The following is a 16,241-nucleotide window of genomic DNA, read 5'->3' as shown; positions in this document are numbered from 1 at the left end:
TCTCAGGCGGCCGCGCCCGGCTGCCAGGCGTCGGGCGCGAAGTGCAGCGTGGCGAAGTGGTCCTGCAGCGTCTCGGCGCGGCGGATGCGCTCGACGCGGCAGTCCGCGGTGAGCAGCAGCTCCTGCGGGCGCAGGCGGCCGTTGTAGTTGAAGCCCATCGCGTGGCCGTGCGCGCCGGTGTCGTGGATCACGAGCAGGTCGCCGTCGGCCACGGGCGGCAGCGGTCTTTGCGTGGCGAACTTGTCGTTGTTCTCGCACAGCGACCCGACCACGTCCACCGGCGCGTCGTGCGCGCCGGCCGGCTTGCCGACGACGTCGATGTGGTGGTAGGCGCCATACATGCCCGGGCGCATCAGCGCCGACATGCAGGCGTCCACGCCCACGTACTCACGGTAGCCGTGCTTGTGGTTGATCGCGCGCGTGACCAGCACGCCATGCGGGCCGGTGACGTAGCGCCCGCTCTCCATGAACAGCGCCGGCGCCCAGCCGTGCAGCGCGTGGAATTGCGTGAACTGCTGGGCGGCCTGGCGGCCCAGCGCCTCGACGTCGAATTCCGGCTCTTCGGGCCGGTAGGGAATGCCCAGGCCGCCGCCCATGTTGACGAAGTCGAAGCGCACGGAGAGTTTTTCACTCAGCGCGCGTACCACGGACAGCAGCATGGCGATGGTCTTGACCATGTAGCGGCGGTCGAGCTCGTTGGACGCCAGCATGGTGTGCAGCCCGAAGCGCCGGGCGCCGCGCGCAATGGCTGCGCGGAAAGCCTCTTCGATCTGCTCGTGCGGCACGCCGTACTTGGCCTCCACCGGGTTGCCGATGATGGCGTTGCCGCTGCGCGCGGGGCCGGGGTTGTAGCGAAAGCAGATGCGCTCGGGCATCCGCGGCACTTTGTCCACCAGGCTGATGTCGTCCAGGTTCAGGATGCTGCCGCCGCCGTCCAGCGCCGCCGCGAACTCGTCGGAGGCGGTGTTGTTGGAGGTGAACATCAGGTCGTCGCCATGCGCGCCGATGCCGCGCGCCAGCTGCAGCTCGGCCACCGAGCTGCAGTCGAAGCCGAAGCCCAGGCTGCGCGCGATGGCGAGGATGCGCGGGTTGGGCAGCGCCTTGGCGGCGTAGTACTCGCGAAAGCCGGGTACGCCGGCGAAGGCGCGATTCAGGCGCTCGCCGGTCGTGCGGATGCCGGCCTCGTCGTAGATGTGGAAGGGGGTGCCGAAGTGCGCGGCGATGCCGGGCAGCAGCGGGTACAGGCGCTGGCGCAGCGATGCGGATGCGGGCATGGGGCTCTCTCGGAGGTCAGGCCAGTGCCTGGGCGATGCGCTGCATCGCCGCTTCGACGTTGGCCTGGCTGTTGAACGCGCTGATGCGCACATGGCGCCGGCCGCAGCGCCCGAAGCCCGCACCCGGTGTGCAGACAACGGCGGCCTTGTCCAGCAGCAGGCCGAAGAACTCCCAGGCGTCGCGCCCGGTGTCGACCCAGATGTAGGGCGAGTTGTCGCCGCCGGTGCAGGGCAGACCCATGGCCTGGAAGCCGGCGCGGATGGTGGCGGCGTTGCGCAGGTAGCCGTCGGTGAGCGCGCGCACCTGCTGGCGGCCCTCGGGCGAATAGACGGCCTCGGCGGCGCGCTGCACCGGGTAGGAGACGCCGTTGAACCTGGTCGTGTGGCGGCGGTTCCAGAGTGCGTGCAGCGATACGGCCTTGCCGTCGGCCTGCCACGCCATGCAGTCCCTGGGCACCACGGCGTAGGCGCAGCGCACGCCGGTGAACCCGGCGGTCTTGGAGTAGCTGCGAAACTCCACCGCCACCTCGCGCGCGCCGGGGATTTCGTAGATCGAGTGCGGCAGGCCGTCGTCACGGATGAAGGCCTCGTACGCGGCGTCGAACAGGATCAGCGCCCGGTACGCGCGGGCGTAGTCCACCCAGGCCTGCAGCTGCGCGCGCGTCATCGTCGCGCCCGTGGGGTTGTTGGGCGAGCACAGGTAGACCAGGTCGACCGGTGCGTCGGGCAGCTGCGGCACGTAGCCGTTTTCGGCCGTGCAGGGCAGGTAGGCGAGTCCTTCGTAGCGGTCCTGCATGGCGGCGCCAGTGCGCCCGGCCATCACGTTGGTATCCACATAGACCGGATAGACCGGGTCAGGGATGGCGACGCGGATGTCGGTGGCGAAGAGCTCCTGGAAGTTGCCCACGTCGCACTTGGCGCCGTCGCTGACGAAGATCTCGTCGGCGGCGATGGGTGCGCCGCGCGCCTGGAAGTCGTGCCGGGCGATCGCCTCGCGCAGGAAGTCGTAGCCCTGCTCCGGCCCGTAGCCGCGGAAGCTGCTGGCCCGCGTGAGCTCATCCACGGCCGCGTGCAGCGCCTGGATGCATGCGGGCGGCAGCGGCTCGGTCACGTCGCCGATGCCCAGGCGGATCAGCTCGGCGTCGGGGCGGCGCTGCTGGAAGGCGCGCACGCGCTGCGCGATGTCGGCGAACAGGTAGCTCGCCTGCAGTTTCTGGTAGTGCGGATTGACGTGGATCATGGAGGGGTGGTTTTCAACGGGGCAGGTCGGTCTGGCCCATGAGGAAGAAATCGATGGCGCGCGCGGCCTGGCGGCCTTCGCGGATGGCCCAGACGACGAGCGACTGGCCGCGGCGCATGTCGCCTGCGGCGAACACGCCGGGTTGGTTGGTGGCGTAGCCCGTGGCTTCGTCGGTGCCGGCCCGTGCGTTGCCGCGTGCGTCGGTGGCGACGCCGAAGCTCGCGAGCACGCTCGCGGCAGGGTGCACGAAGCCCATGGCGAGCAGCACGAGGTCGGCCCGCCAGAGCTGTTCGGTGTTCTCGACTTCGACGAAGCGGCCCGCATCGCTCGTCACCTGCGCCGTCTTGAGGGCCGTCAGGCGCCCCTCCCGGCCGACGAATTCCCTGGTGGCGATGGCGAACTCGCGCTGGCAGCCTTCGAGGTGGCTGGACGAGGTGCGCAGCTTGCAGGGCCAGTACGGCCAGGTCAGCGGCTTGTTTTCCTGTGCGGGCGGCATGGGCATCAGCTCGAACTGCACCACGCTCGCGGCGCCCTGGCGGTGCGCCGTGCCGACGCAGTCGGAGCCGGTGTCGCCGCCGCCGATGACGATGACGTGCTTGCCCGCGGCGGTGATCTGCCCGGGGACCGGGATGCCCGCGTTGACGCGGTTCTGCTGGGGCAGGTATTGCATCGCGAAGTGCACGCCGTCGAGCCCGCGCCCCGCTACCGGCAGGTCACGCGACTGCTCCGAGCCGCCGGTGAGCAGCACGGCGTGGAACTCCTGGCGCAGCTGCTGCGCGGTGATCGTGTGCGCTGCCTGGTGGGCGATCCCGCTGTCCGCGGGCAGTTCGCCCACCAGCGTGCCGGTGCGGATCTGCACCCCCTCGGCCACGAGCTGCTGCATGCGGCGGTCGATGTGCGACTTGTCGAGCTTGAAATCCGGAATGCCGAAGCGCAGCAGCCCGCCGACGCGCTCGTTCTTCTCGAACAGCACCACCTCGTGCCCGGCGCGGGCCAGCTGCTGCGCCGCTGCCAGCCCGGCGGGGCCCGAGCCGACGATGGCGACGCGTCGGCCGGTGCGTGTGGCGGGCGGTTGCGGCCGTACCCAGCCTTCGGCCCAGCCGCGGTCGATGATGGCGTGCTCGATCGACTTGATGCCCACGGGCTGGGTGTTGATGTTGAGCGTGCAGGCGGCCTCGCACGGCGCCGGGCAGATGCGGCCGGTGAACTCGGGGAAGTTGTTGGTCGACTGCAGCACCTCCAGCGCGCGCCTCCAGTCATCGCGGTACACCAGATCGTTGAAGTCCGGGATGATGTTGTTGACCGGACAGGCATGGTGGCAGAACGGCGTGCCGCAGTCCATGCAGCGCGCGCCCTGCTGGCGCGCCTGCCCGGTGCTCAGCGGATGGACGAATTCCTTGTAGTTGCGCACGCGGCTCTCGACGGGGTCGCAGGACTCCTCGATGCGCTCGAGTTCCAGGAAGCCGGTGATTTTTCCCATGGCGGTTCTCGTGTGTTCAGTCAGGCATGGGCCGGTTCGGAGATGTCCGCAGGCGACGCAGTGGCATCCTCTGACCGCGCCTGCAGCGCGCGCCGGTATTCGTGCGGGAACACCTTGACGAAGCGCGCGCGGGCGGCGGGCCAGTCGTCCAGGATGGCCTGCGCGCGCCCGGATCCGGTCCACTGCGCGTGCGCGCGCAGCAGCGCCAGGAGCAGCGCCTCGTCGCTCTGTCCCTCGTGCTGCACGATGCCGGCCGCGTCCTGCGCCTGCGCGCCCAGCACCGGCTCCAGCGCCACCTGCGCGGTGTTGCAGCGCGGGGCGAAGGCGCCGTCCTCGTCGTAGACGAAGGCGATGCCGCCCGACATGCCGGCCGCAAAGTTGCGCCCCGTCGTGCCCAGCACCACGACGGTGCCGCCGGTCATGTATTCGCAGCCGTGGTCGCCCACGCCCTCGACCACCGCGCTGGCGCCCGACAGGCGCACGCCGAAGCGCTCGCCCGCCACGCCGCCGAAGAAGGCCTCGCCGGAGGTGGCGCCGTACAGCACGGTGTTGCCGACGATGATGTTGCAGGCCGCATCGCCGCCGAACGCGCTGCTGGCACGCACCACGAGGCGCCCGCCCGACAGGCCCTTGCCGGTGTAGTCGTTGGCCTCGCCGCTCAGGCGCAGGGTGATGCCCCGGGCCAGGAAGGCGCCGAAACTCTGCCCGCCGGTGCCGCTGGCCTCGATGCGGACGCTGTCGTCGGCCAGGCCCTCGGGGCGCAGGCGGATCAGCTCGCCCGAGAGCAGGGCGCCGACGCTGCGGTGGACGTTGCGCACCCGCGTTTCGATCCGTACCCGTTCGCGGCGCTCCAGGCTTGCGCGCAGGGCCTCGATCCAGGGTGCGTCCAGCGCGTATTCCAGGCGATGGTCCTGGCGTTCCTCGTGGCGGCGCGCGACGCTTGCCGGTGCCGTGGGCAGTGCCAGGACACGGCTGAAATCGAGTCCCCTGGCCTTCCAGTGCGTGATGCCGGGGCGGGTGTCGAGCAGATCGGCGCGGCCGATCAGCTCCTCCAGCCGGCGCACCCCGAGCTGCGCCATGATGCGCCGCGCCTCCTCGGCGACGAAGAAGAAGAAATTCACCACGTCCTCGGGCGTGCCGGTGAAGCGCTTGCGCAGCACCGGGTCCTGCGTGGCCACGCCCACCGGGCAGGTATTGAGGTGGCACTTGCGCATCATGATGCAGCCCGAGGCCACGAGCGGCGCGGTGGCAAAACCGAATTCGTCGGCGCCGAGCAGCGCGCCGATGACCACGTCGCGCCCGGTCTTGAGCTGACCGTCCACCTGCACGCGCACGCGGGCGCGCAGGCGGTTGAGCACCAGCGTCTGCTGCGTTTCCGCCAGGCCCAGCTCCCAGGGAGTGCCCGCGTGCTTGATCGAGGTCCAGGGCGCAGCGCCGGTGCCGCCGTCGTGCCCGGCGATCACCAGGTGGTCCGCCTTGGCCTTGGCGGCACCGGCGGCGACCGTGCCCACGCCGACCTCGGAGACCAGCTTGACCGAGACGTCGGCGCGCGGGTTCACGCTCTTGAGGTCATGGATCAGTTGCGCCAGGTCTTCGATGGAGTAGATGTCGTGGTGCGGCGGCGGCGAGATCAGCCCCACGCCCGGCACCGAGTGGCGCAGCCGGCCGATGTAGCCGGAGACTTTTCTGCCCGGCAGCTGTCCGCCCTCGCCGGGCTTTGCGCCCTGCGCCATCTTGATCTGGATCTGGTCGGCCGAGACGAGGTAGCCGGTGGTCACGCCAAAGCGCCCGGACGCTACCTGCTTGATGCGCGAGCGCAGGCTGTCGCCCTGCTGGAGCGTGTAGTCCGCCATCACCACGCCGTCGCCGAGCAGGCTGCTCAGGCGTGTGCCCTGGGCGATGGTCTGTCCGCGCATTTCCTGGCGGTAGCGCGCCGGGTCCTCGCCGCCTTCGCCGGTGTTGCTCTTGCCGCCGATGCGGTTCATCGCGATCGCCAGGTTCATGTGCGCCTCGGGCGAAATCGAGCCCAGTGACATCGCGCCGGAGGCGAAGCGCTTGACGATCTCCGCCGCGGGCTCGACCTCTTCCAGCGGGATGGCGCGCGCCGGGTCGATGCGCAGCTCGAACAGGCCGCGCAGCGTCATGTGGCGGCGGCTCTGGTCGTTGATGATGCGGGCGTATTCCTCAAAGGTTTCGTAGCGGCCCGAGCGCGTGCCGTGCTGCAGCAGGGCGATCGCGTCGGGCGTCCACATGTGCTCCTCGCCGCGCGTGCGCCAGGCGTAGTCGCCGCCGTCGTCGAGCATGGACGCAGGCGCCGGCTCGTCGCCAAAGGCGCGCCGGTGGTTGCGCAGCACCTCCTCGGCCAGGTCGAAGATGCCTATGCCGCCGATCTGGCTGGTCGTGCCCGCGAAGTGGGAGCGCACCAGCGACTCATCGAGGCCGATGGCCTCGAAGATCTGCGCGCCGCAGTACGACATGTAGGTGCTGATGCCCATCTTGGACATGGTCTTGGACAGGCCCTTGCCGACCGCGTGGATGAAGTGCTGCATCGCCTCGTCGGCCGTCGTGCCGAGCGCGGGGGCCATGTCGCCGACGCTCTGCAGCGCCAGCCAGGGGTGCACCGCCTCGGCGCCGTAGCCGGCGAGCACCGCGAAGTGGTGCACCTCCCAGGCACTGCCGGTTTCCACCACCAGGCCGGCCGCGGTGCGCAGGCCGGTGCGCACCAGATGGTGGTGGATGGCCGAGAGCGCGAGCAGCGCGGGGATGGCCACGTGCTCGCGGTCCATGCGGCGGTCGGTCAGGATCAGGATGTTGTCGCCCGCCTCGATCGCCTCGGCCGCCTTGGCGCACAGCGCGGCCAGGCGCGCTTCCATGCCTTCGCGGCCCCAGGCGGCGGGGTAGGTGATGTCGATCTCGTGGCTGCGCAGCTTGCCGCCGGTGTGGCGGGCGATCTGGCGCAGCCGCGCCATGTCGTCCGTGCCCAGCACCGGCTGCAGCACTTCGAGCCGGATCTGCGGGTTGACCGCGTTGATGTCCAGCAGGTTCGGGCGCGGGCCGATGAACGACACCAGCGACATCACCACCGCCTCGCGGATCGGGTCGATCGGCGGATTGGTCACCTGCGCGAAGAGCTGGCGGAAATAGTGGTACAGCGGCTTGCTGCGCTCGGACAGCACGGCCAGCGGCGCGTCGTCGCCCATCGCGCCCATGCCCTCGCCGTCACCGCGCGCCATCGGCGCGAGCAGGAACTTGAGGTCTTCCTTGCTCATGCCGAAGGCCTGCTGGCAGGCGGTCAGCGCCGCGGGTTGGGCCGGGGCGGCGGGCAGAGCGGGCGCGGGGATGTCGTCGAGCCGGATGCGCACGTTGTCTATCCACTGGCGGTAGGGCCGCGCCGAGGCGTGCAGGTTCTTGATCTCGTCGTCCTCGACGATGCGGCCCTGCTCCAGGTCGATCAGGAACATGCGCCCCGGCTGCAGGCGCCACTTGCGCACGATGCGCTCCTCGGGGATCGGCAGCACCCCGGCCTCGGAAGCCAGCACGACCAGGTCGTCGTCGGTGACGATGAAGCGCGCCGGGCGCAGGCCGTTCCTGTCCAGCGTCGCGCCGATCTGCCGGCCGTCGGTGAACACCATGGCCGCCGGGCCGTCCCAGGGTTCGAGCATCGCGGCGTGGTATTCGTAGAACGCGCGGCGCTGCGCGTCCATCAGCGTGTGCTGCTCCCAAGCCTCGGGGATCATCATCATCACCGCCTGCGCCAGCGGGTAGCCGGCCATCACCAGCAGCTCCAGCGTGTTGTCGAAGGTGGCGGTGTCGGACTGCCCCTCGAAGGTGATCGGGTAGAGCTTTTGCAGGTCGCTGCCCAGCACCGGCGAGCTCATCGATCCCTGGCGCGCGCGCATCCAGTTGAAGTTGCCCTTGACGGTGTTGATCTCGCCGTTGTGCGCCACCATGCGGTAGGGGTGGGCCAGCGGCCAGGAGGGAAAGGTGTTGGTGGAAAAGCGCTGGTGCACCAGTGCCAGCGCCGAGACCACGCGCTCGTCCTGCAGGTCCAGGTAGTAGCGGCCCACCTGGCCGGCCAGCAGCAGGCCCTTGTAGATCACGGTGCGGCACGACATGCTGGGCACGTAGTACTCGGTGCCGTGCGTGAGCGCGAGGGCCGTGATGCGTGCCGACGCGGTCTTGCGGATCACGTAGAGCTTGCGCTCCAGCGCGTCGGGCACCAGGATCTCGGCCCCGCGGCCGATGAAGATCTGGCGCACCACCGGCGCGCTGGCGCGCACCGCGTCGGACATCGGCAGGGCGTCGTCCACCGGCACCTCGCGCCAGCCGAGCAGCACCTGCCCCTCGGCGTGCACCGCGCGCTCCAGCGCATCCACGCAGGCCTCGCGCGAGGCGGCCTCCTTGGGCAGGAAGACCATGCCCACGCCGTACTCGCCCGGCGGCGGCAGCTCCACGCCCTGTTGCCGCATCTGCGCGCGGTAGAAGGCGTCGGGGATCTGGATCAGCAGGCCGGCGCCGTCGCCCATCAGCGGGTCGGCGCCGACGGCGCCCCGGTGGTCCAGGCTCTCGAGGATGCGCAGCCCCTGCGCGACCACGGCATGCGACTTGACGCCCTTGATGTGCGCCACGAAGCCGACGCCGCAGGCGTCGTGCTCGGCCTGCGTGTACAGGCCTCGTGCGTGTGCCATGTGGATTTCCTCGGGGCTGGCCGGGGCTGCGGCCTGCAAGGCGTCGGCGAGGGAGGTTTCCAAAACCGTCAGGGACATGTCGGGGCGCTCCGCATCCTTGATTGAAACGACGTGGTCGTCAGGAAGCCGCGCGGGTGCGGCGGCTCTTTTCAGATCGGTTTTGCAAGGAGCGTGCCAGGCCTTGGCGTGCAGTCAGGGCCTTGTTTTTCCAGGGCTGCCCGCCTTTGGCCAGGTGTTTTGCCTGGTTCCATGCACCATCGCGGTGCATCCCCGCATCAATACCGTGCGTGCATTCATCTATGCATATATCGCATAGTGAGGCCGATGGCGGCGTTTTACCGGGTGTAGGCGCGCTCGCCGTGCGAGGCGATGTCCAGACCCTCGCGCTCGGCTTCTTCCGGCACGCGCAGCCCCACGGTCAGGTCGGCCGCCTTGCAGGCGATGAAAGCCGCCGCGCCCGACCAGACCACGGTGAGCAGCACGCTCTTGAGCTGTACCCAGACCTGCGCGCCCATGGCGAAGGTGTCGGGCGTGGGGCCGCCGGTGCCGCCCAGGCCCTGCGCGGCGAAGATGCCCGTCAGGATGGCACCGGTGATGCCGCCCACGCCGTGCACGCCGAACACGTCGAAGGCGTCGTCCACCCCCAGCAGGTGCTTGAGCCCGCCCACGCCCCACAGGCACAGGGGGCTGACGACCAGGCCCATGGCCATCGCCCCCATCGGGCCGACGAAGCCCGCCGCCGGCGTCACCGCGACCAGGCCCGCCACCGCGCCGGAGGCGGCTCCCAGCATCGAAGCCTTGCCCTTGTGCAGCAGGTCGCCCGCCAGCCACGAGAGCGTGGCCGCCGCCGTGGCCAGCACGGTGTTGATGAAGGCCAGGCCCGCCGTGCCGTTGGCCGCGCCGGCCGAGCCCGCGTTGAAGCCGAACCAGCCCACCCACAGGAGCGATGCGCCCACCATGGTCAGCGTCAGGCTGTGGGGCGTCAGCGCCTCCCGGCCGTAGCCGATGCGCCGGCCCACCATGCGCGCGCCCACCAGCGCGGCGATGCCGGCGTTGATGTGCACCACGGTGCCCCCGGCGAAGTCGAGCGCGCCGTCCCGGCCCAGCAGGCCGCCGCCCCAGACCATGTGCGCCATCGGGACGTAGCTCAGGGCGAACCACAGCACCGAGAAAATGAGCACGGCCGAGAAGCGGATGCGCTCGGCCCAGGCTCCCACGACCAGCGCCACGGTGATGGCCGCGAACGTGCCCTGGAAGGCCACGAACACGTACTCCGGCACCGTTGGCAGCACGACCGAGAGCGTGTCGGGCGCGATGCCGCGCAGGAACAGCCGGCCCGCGTCGCCAAGGAACCGGCCTTCGCCGTGGAAGGCGAAGCTGTAGCCGAAGAGCGCCCACAGCACGCTGACCAGCGCGAAGACGACGAAGACCTGCACCAGTACGGACAGCATGTTCTTGGCGCGCGCCAGCCCGCCGTAGAACAGCGCCAGGCCGGGAATGGTCATCAGGATGACGAGCAGCGTGGAGGTGAGCATCCAGGCGGTGTCGCCCGCGTCGAGCCGGGGTGCGGGCGCGTCGGACGCCCGGGCCAGCGGCACCAGGGACAGCAGCAGGAAGGCGATGGGCGCTCTCATAACGCGTCTGCTCCGGTCTCGCCGGTGCGGATGCGGATGACCTGCTCGAGCGCCGAGACGAAGATCTTGCCGTCGCCGATCTTGCCGGTGCGCGCAGCGCCTTCGATCGCGTCGATCGCACGCTCGACCAGCACGTCGTCCATGGCAGCCTCGACCTTCACCTTCGGCAGAAAATCCACCACGTATTCGGCACCGCGGTACAGCTCGGTGTGGCCCTTCTGGCGCCCGAAGCCCTTGACCTCGGTCACCGTGATGCCGTGTACGCCGATATCCGAGAGTGCATCGCGCACCTCGTCGAGCTTGAAGGGTTTGATGATGGCAGTCACCATTTTCACGATGCGGCTCTCCTTTGAACGGGCTTGTCCGGGTTGGCGAGCAGGGTTTTGAGGGATTCGGGGACCATGGCCATTCCTGTGGGCGAAGCGTGCCCCGTGAGCAGCATGGACCGTGCCAGGCAAGAAAAATTTACAGTGTTTTAGGGCTCTAACGCTTGTTCCATAAGCGCTGCCAGCTACGGTATCGGGAGCGACGTGGCATGTGTCGCGGCGGCGTGCGCGCGCCTGGCGGGCAGGACGGCGCACGGCACGCACCATGGCGGGGAGCCCGGTGCGCACTGTGCACCGATCGGGCGCGCTCAGCCGTCCTGGTCGTCGTCGGCCGCGTCCTGGTGCAGCCCCAGTTCCTTGAGCTTGCGCGTCAGCGTGTTGCGTCCCCAGCCTAGCAGGGCGGCCGCGTCCCTGCGTGCGCCCGCGGTGTGCTGCAGCGCGGCGGTGATCATGGTGCGCTCAAAGGCCGGCAGCGCCTGCCCCAGCAGGTCTTGCGCGCCGTGCGCCAGGGCGTGGGCCGCCCACTGGCCCAGCGCGCGCTCCCAGGCGGCGGTCGAGGCGCCGCCGCCTGCCTCCCCGTCCTGCGCGGCGTGGGGCGCGAGCAGTTCGGGCGGCAAGTCCTCGACGTGGACTTCGCGGCTGGCGGCCATCACCGTGATCCAGCGGCAGGCGTTCTCCAGCTGGCGCACGTTGCCCGGCCACGGCAGCCGTGCCAGGTACTGCTGCGTCGGGGGCAGGAGTGTGCGTGGCGACATGCGCAGCTCCCGCGCCGCCTTCTGCAGGAAGAACGCCGCCAGCCGGGCGATGTCCTCGCGCCGCTCGCGCAGGGCGGGCAGCTGGATGCGGATGACGTTGAGCCGGTAGAACAGGTCTTCCCGGAAGCGCCCGTCCCGCACCAGCGCCTCCAGGTTCTGGTGCGTCGCGGCGATGATGCGCACGTCGGCGCGCACGCTGGCATGACCGCCCACCCGGTGGAAATTGCCTTCCGCGAGCACGCGCAGCAGGCGGGTCTGGGTATCCAGCGGCATGTCGCCGATCTCGTCGAGGAACAGGGTGCCGCCCTGCGCCTGCTCGAAGCGGCCCTGGCGCTGGGCCGTGGCGCCGGTGAACGCCCCTTTCTCGTGTCCGAACAGTTCCGATTCGATCAGGTCCCGCGCAATCGCCGCCATGTTCAGGGCGACGAACGGCCCCGCGCCGCGCGGGCTGTGGCGGTGCAGCGCGCGCGCCACCAGTTCCTTGCCCGTCCCGGATTCGCCGTTGATCAGCACCGTGATCTCCGATTGCGACAGGCGGCCGATGGTGCGGAAGACCTCCTGCATCGCCGCGGCCTCGCCGATCAGCCCATCCGCCTGCCAGACCACCGGCGCAGAGGGTATGGAAACCGCCTTGTGCGCCAGCGCCCGGCGCACCAGCGCCACGGCTTCGTCCACGTCGAAGGGCTTGGGCAGGTACTCGAAGGCGCCGCCCTGGTAGGACTGAATGGCGCTGTCCAGGTCGGAGTGTGCGGTGGTGATGATGACGGGCACGCGGGAGCCGGCCGTCTTCAGGTGCTGCAGCAGCCCCAGGCCGTCCTGGCCGGGCATGCGGATGTCGCTGACGATGGCGTCGGGCCATTCGCCGGAGGGCACCTGCAGCGCCGCGTCGGCGCTGTCGAACGAGCGCGTGGCCAACCCGGCCTGGCCGAGCGCCTTCTCCAGCACCCAGCGGATGGACTTGTCGTCGTCGATGATCCAGACCAGCTCAGGGGTGGGCATGGATAGGGGCTCCTGTGTTGCCGTCCGCGACGCGGCGAAAGGGGATCAGCACTTTGAAGACGGTCTTGCCCGGCCGGCTCTCGCACTCGATCAGGCCGCCGTGCTGCTGCATGATGGCCTGCGCGATCGGCAGTCCCAGGCCCGTGCCCTGCGAGCGCCCGGTGACCATGGGGTAGAACAGCATCTCGCGCAGCTCTTCGGCGATGCCGGGGCCGTTGTCCTGCACCTCGATCAGGCACAGCAGCGGGTAGCGCCGGGTGCCGATGGCCGACTGGCGCAGCACCCGCGAGCGCAGGGTGATGCAAGGCGGCTCGCCCGCGGCGGTGCTCCCCCCGGGGCGCGGCATCTCCAGCAGGGCCTGGGCCGCGTTGCGCATGATGTTGAGCATCACCTGGATCATCTGGTCCGCGTCGGCCCAGACCTCGGGCAGGCTCGGGTCGTAGTCGCGCACCCACCGCAGGGCGTCCCCCACCTCGGCCTGCAGGATGACGCGCACCCGCTCCAGCACCTCGTGGATGTTGACCTCGCGAAAGCTCGGCGGCCTGCGCGCATCGAGCATCCGGTCGGCCAGTGCGCGCAGACGGTCGGCCTCGCCGATGATGACTTGCGTGTATTCGCGCAGCTCGGCGCGGGCGAGCTCGCGCTCCAGCAGCTGGGCAGCGCCCCGGATGCCGCCCAGCGGGTTCTTGATCTCGTGCGCCAGACCCCGCACCAGAGCGCGCGTGGCCTGGTTGGCGGTAAACAGGTTGTCTTCGCGGTTGATGTGCAGGAGCCGGTCCAGCGGCAGCAGCTCGATGAGCAGCTGCGGCGCATGTTCCCGCCCTGGTGGCACGGGCGTGACGACGTAGTCCACCGTGACCGGCAGCGTGCTGCCCAGGCGGTGCAGCCGCGCCTCGCGTTGCGTGTAGGCCTGCTGCAAGTCCAGCGCATGCCGCAGCGCCGCCGCGCTCCAGTCGGCGCCGTCGAAGAACGCGTCCAGCGGCTGTGCGTGCAGGTGGGCGAGGCTGGTGGCCAGGAGTTGCTCCGCCGCGTGGTTGGCGTAGTCCACGCACAGCTGCCCGTCCAGCAGCAGCACGGCTGTCGAGAGGCTGTCCAGCAGGTGTGCGGGCCGGGCCGCCTGCGGGCGGCGCCGGTGCTGGGGATCGACCGTGTTCACGCCTGCTCCGCGCCCTGGGAAAAAGACTCAAAGACTGTAATACATGTCGAATTCCACTGGGTGCACGGCCTGCCGCAGGCGGCTCACCTCGTCCATCTTGCATTCGATGTAGGCCTGCAGCATGTCTTCGGTGAACACCCCGCCCGCGAGCAGGAACTGGTGGTCCGCGGCGAGCGCGTCCAGCGCCTGGTCCAGGCTGTGCGCCACGCGCGGGATGCCCGAGGCTTCTTCGGGCGGCAGGTGGTACAGGTTCTTGCTCATCGCATCGCCGGGGTGCCTTTTGTGGGCGATGCCGTCCAGCCCCGCCATCAGCAGCGCGGAGAACGCCAGATAGGGGTTGGCCGTGGGGTCGGGGAAGCGGCACTCGATGCGCCGCGCCTTCGGGCTCGCGACGAAGGGGATGCGGATGGCCGCCGAGCGGTTGCTGGCCGAGTAGGCCAGCATCACCGGCGCCTCGAAGCCCGGCACCAGCCGCTTGTAGGAGTTGGTACCCGGGTTGGTGATGGCATTGAGCGCGTGCGCGTGGTGGATGATGCCGCCGATGTAGTACAGCGCCAGTTCCGAAAGGTTGGCGTAGCCTTCGCCCGAGAACAGGTTTCGGCCACCCTTGACCAGCGACTGGTGCACGTGCATGCCCGAGCCGTTGTCGCCCACCAGCGGCTTGGGCATGAAGGTGGCGCTCTTGCCGCTGGCGTGCGCGGCGTTGTGCACGCAGTATTTGAGCATCTGCACCTCGTCGGCCTTGCGCACCAGGGTGTTGAAGGCCACGCCGATCTCGCACTGGCCGGCCGTGGCCACCTCGTGGTGGTGCACCTCGATCTTCAGGCCCATGGCCTGCATGGCGGTGCACATCGCGGTGCGCACGCCGCCGAGCGAATCGACCGGCGCCACGGGGAAGTAGCCGCCCTTGACGCGCGGGCGGTGGCCCGGGTTGCCGCCTTGCATGTCCAGCTCGCTGGCCCAGGCGCCCTCGGCCGAGACGATCTTGTAGGCCGCCTCCTGCATCTGCGATTTCCACTGCACCGCGTCGAAGATGAAGAACTCGGGCTCGGGCCCGAAGTAGGCGGTATCGGCGACGCCGGTGGAGCGCAGGTACATCTCGGCACGCCGGGCGATCGACCGGGGATCGCGCGCGTAGCCCTGCATGGTGGCCGGCTCGAGCACGTCGCTGCGCACGATGACCGTGGGCTCCTGAGCGAACGGGTCCATCACGGCGGTCTCGTCGTCGGGCAGCAGCACCATGTCGGAGGCCTCGATGCCCTTCCAGCCCTGGATGGACGAGCCGTCGAACATCTTGCCGTTCTCGAAGGCGTCTTCCTCCATGGCTTCCGCCGGGAAGGTCATGTGGTGTTCCTTGCCCATGGTGTCGGTGAAACGCAGGTCGACCCAGCGGGCGCCGTGCTCTTGGACGAGGGAGTGTGTTTTCGATGACATGGTCGTGCTTCCGTCGGAATTGGGGTGGTCTACCAGGTGGCAACCACTCAAAGCAACAACCATGCCGCGCCGGGCTGGCGGCGCATTTTCGCGGACCGCCGCAGTGCAGCCGGCGGCGCAGCGGTTCATCAGGGTGCGTGCGTGGGCGCCGCTGCACCAATATGGAACACGACCCGATTCAGGCCGACTCGAACAGCCCCCCCGCCGCTCCCGGCGGTTGCAGGCCCAGGTGTCGCCAGGCGGCGAGCGTGGCCACGCGCCCGCGCGGGGTGCGCTGCAGGAAGCCCTGCTGGATCAGGTAGGGTTCGATCACGTCCTCGATGGTGTCGGCTTCCTCGCCGATGTTGGCCGCGATCGTGTCCAGCCCCACCGGCCCGCCGTCGAAGCGCTGCACCACGGCTTCGAGCAGCTTGCGGTCCATCACGTCAAAGCCCTGCGGGTCCACGTCCAGCATGGCCAGGGCGCGCTGCGCGATGTCCTGCGTGATGCGCCCGTCGCCCTTCACGTCGGCGTAGTCGCGCACGCGGCGCAGGAGCCGGTTGGCGATGCGCGGCGTGCCGCGCGAGCGCCGTGCGATCTCCATGCTGGCATCCTGGTCGATGGGCGCGCTCATCAGGCCGCTGCTGCGCGTGACGATGCGCGAAAGTTCTTGCGGCGTATAGAACTCCAGCCGCGCGACGATGCCGAAGCGGTCGCGCAGCGGGTTGGTGAGCATGCCGGCGCGCGTGGTCGCGCCCACCAGCGTGAAGGGCTGCAGGTCCAGCTTGATCGAACGCGCCGCAGGGCCTTCGCCGATCATGATGTCGATCTGGTAGTCCTCCAGCGCCGGGTAGAGGATTTCCTCGACCACGGGCGAGAGGCGATGGATCTCGTCGATGAAGAGAACGTCGTTCCTCTCCAGATTGGTCAGCAGTGCCGCCAGGTCCTTGGGCTTTTCCAGCACCGGGCCGCTGGTCTGGCGCAGGTTGACCCCGAGTTCGTGCGCGATGATGTGGCTCAGCGTGGTCTTGCCCAGGCCGGGCGGGCCGAACAGCAGCACGTGGTCCAGCGCCTCGGCGCGCTTTCCGGCCGCCTTGATGAAGATCTCCAGCTGCTCGCGCGCCTTGGTCTGGCCCACGTATTCATCCAGCAGCTTGGGGCGCAGTGCCCGCTCCAGCGCTTCTTCCTGCGGCGAGGCCGCCGCCGCGGAAACCGTGCGCAGTGCCGCCGGGGGCGCGGGTGCGAAGTCGTCGGTGTGGATGCTCATGTGCCGCGC

At 69.8% G+C, this 16,241-nt stretch carries 10 protein-coding genes; all 10 read right to left on the bottom strand.

Annotation, left to right across the window (positions count from 1 at the left end):
• Positions 1-2: 2 nt before the first annotated feature.
• Positions 3-1,274, bottom strand: coding sequence for a diaminopimelate decarboxylase (locus tag FOZ74_RS04985; RefSeq protein ID WP_146912031.1), 1,272 nt, complete (start codon positions 1,272-1,274; stop codon positions 3-5).
• A 16-nt stretch (positions 1,275-1,290) separates the two neighbouring features.
• Complete coding sequence (locus tag FOZ74_RS04980) at positions 1,291-2,514, bottom strand: LL-diaminopimelate aminotransferase (RefSeq protein WP_146912030.1); 1,224 nt, start codon at positions 2,512-2,514, stop codon at positions 1,291-1,293.
• 13 nt (positions 2,515-2,527) lie between these two features.
• On the bottom strand, positions 2,528-3,994 hold the full coding sequence (locus tag FOZ74_RS04975) for a glutamate synthase subunit beta (RefSeq protein ID WP_146912029.1): 1,467 nt from the start codon (positions 3,992-3,994) through the stop codon (positions 2,528-2,530).
• Positions 3,995-4,014: 20 nt separating this feature from the next.
• A complete protein-coding gene (locus FOZ74_RS04970) occupies positions 4,015-8,682 on the bottom strand; it encodes a glutamate synthase-related protein (RefSeq protein ID WP_146914082.1) in 4,668 nt (1,555 codons plus the stop codon).
• A gap of 335 nt (positions 8,683-9,017) precedes the next feature.
• On the bottom strand, positions 9,018-10,316 hold the full coding sequence (locus FOZ74_RS04965; RefSeq protein ID WP_146912028.1) for an ammonium transporter: 1,299 nt from the start codon (positions 10,314-10,316) through the stop codon (positions 9,018-9,020).
• A complete protein-coding gene (locus FOZ74_RS04960; RefSeq protein WP_146912027.1) occupies positions 10,313-10,651 on the bottom strand; it encodes a P-II family nitrogen regulator in 339 nt (112 codons plus the stop codon). Before FOZ74_RS04960 ends, FOZ74_RS04965 begins: the two co-directional genes overlap by 4 nt.
• Positions 10,652-10,950: 299 nt before the next feature.
• The gene (gene glnG, locus FOZ74_RS04955; RefSeq protein WP_146912026.1) at positions 10,951-12,396 is read right to left on the bottom strand and encodes a nitrogen regulation protein NR(I); all 1,446 of its coding nucleotides are present in this window, start codon (positions 12,394-12,396) and stop codon (positions 10,951-10,953) included.
• On the bottom strand, positions 12,383-13,552 hold the full coding sequence (glnL, locus tag FOZ74_RS04950; protein ID WP_255437797.1) for a nitrogen regulation protein NR(II): 1,170 nt from the start codon (positions 13,550-13,552) through the stop codon (positions 12,383-12,385). The genes glnG and glnL overlap by 14 nt, the downstream gene beginning before the upstream one ends.
• Before the next feature lie 27 nt (positions 13,553-13,579).
• Positions 13,580-14,986 (bottom strand): type I glutamate--ammonia ligase, encoded by a 1,407-nt coding sequence (gene glnA, locus FOZ74_RS04945; protein WP_146912025.1) that lies wholly within the window; start codon positions 14,984-14,986, stop codon positions 13,580-13,582.
• A gap of 178 nt (positions 14,987-15,164) precedes the next feature.
• Positions 15,165-16,232, bottom strand: a complete 1,068-nt coding sequence (gene ruvB, locus FOZ74_RS04940; protein ID WP_146912024.1) for a Holliday junction branch migration DNA helicase RuvB — start codon at positions 16,230-16,232, stop codon at positions 15,165-15,167.
• Positions 16,233-16,241 lie beyond the last annotated feature (9 nt).

It is taken from the genome of Comamonas flocculans (assembly GCF_007954405.1).
Taxonomy (GTDB): Bacteria; Pseudomonadota; Gammaproteobacteria; order Burkholderiales; family Burkholderiaceae_C; genus Comamonas_C; species Comamonas_C flocculans.
This window is presented reverse-complemented; position numbering and strand designations above follow the sequence as displayed.

Excerpts from the sequence above, each read along its gene's own strand:
- FOZ74_RS04985 (WP_146912031.1), bottom strand. The coding sequence starts at position 1,274 with ATGCCCGCATCCGCATCGCTGCGCCAGCGCCTGTACCCGCTGCTGCCC.
- FOZ74_RS04980 (WP_146912030.1), bottom strand. The coding sequence starts at position 2,514 with ATGATCCACGTCAATCCGCACTACCAGAAACTGCAGGCGAGCTACCTG.
- FOZ74_RS04975 (WP_146912029.1), bottom strand. The coding sequence starts at position 3,994 with ATGGGAAAAATCACCGGCTTCCTGGAACTCGAGCGCATCGAGGAGTCC.
- FOZ74_RS04970 (WP_146914082.1), bottom strand. The coding sequence starts at position 8,682 with ATGGCACACGCACGAGGCCTGTACACGCAGGCCGAGCACGACGCCTGC.
- FOZ74_RS04965 (WP_146912028.1), bottom strand. The coding sequence starts at position 10,316 with ATGAGAGCGCCCATCGCCTTCCTGCTGCTGTCCCTGGTGCCGCTGGCC.
- glnG (WP_146912026.1), bottom strand. The coding sequence starts at position 12,396 with ATGCCCACCCCTGAGCTGGTCTGGATCATCGACGACGACAAGTCCATC.
- glnA (WP_146912025.1), bottom strand. The coding sequence starts at position 14,986 with ATGTCATCGAAAACACACTCCCTCGTCCAAGAGCACGGCGCCCGCTGG.
- ruvB (WP_146912024.1), bottom strand. The coding sequence starts at position 16,232 with ATGAGCATCCACACCGACGACTTCGCACCCGCGCCCCCGGCGGCACTG.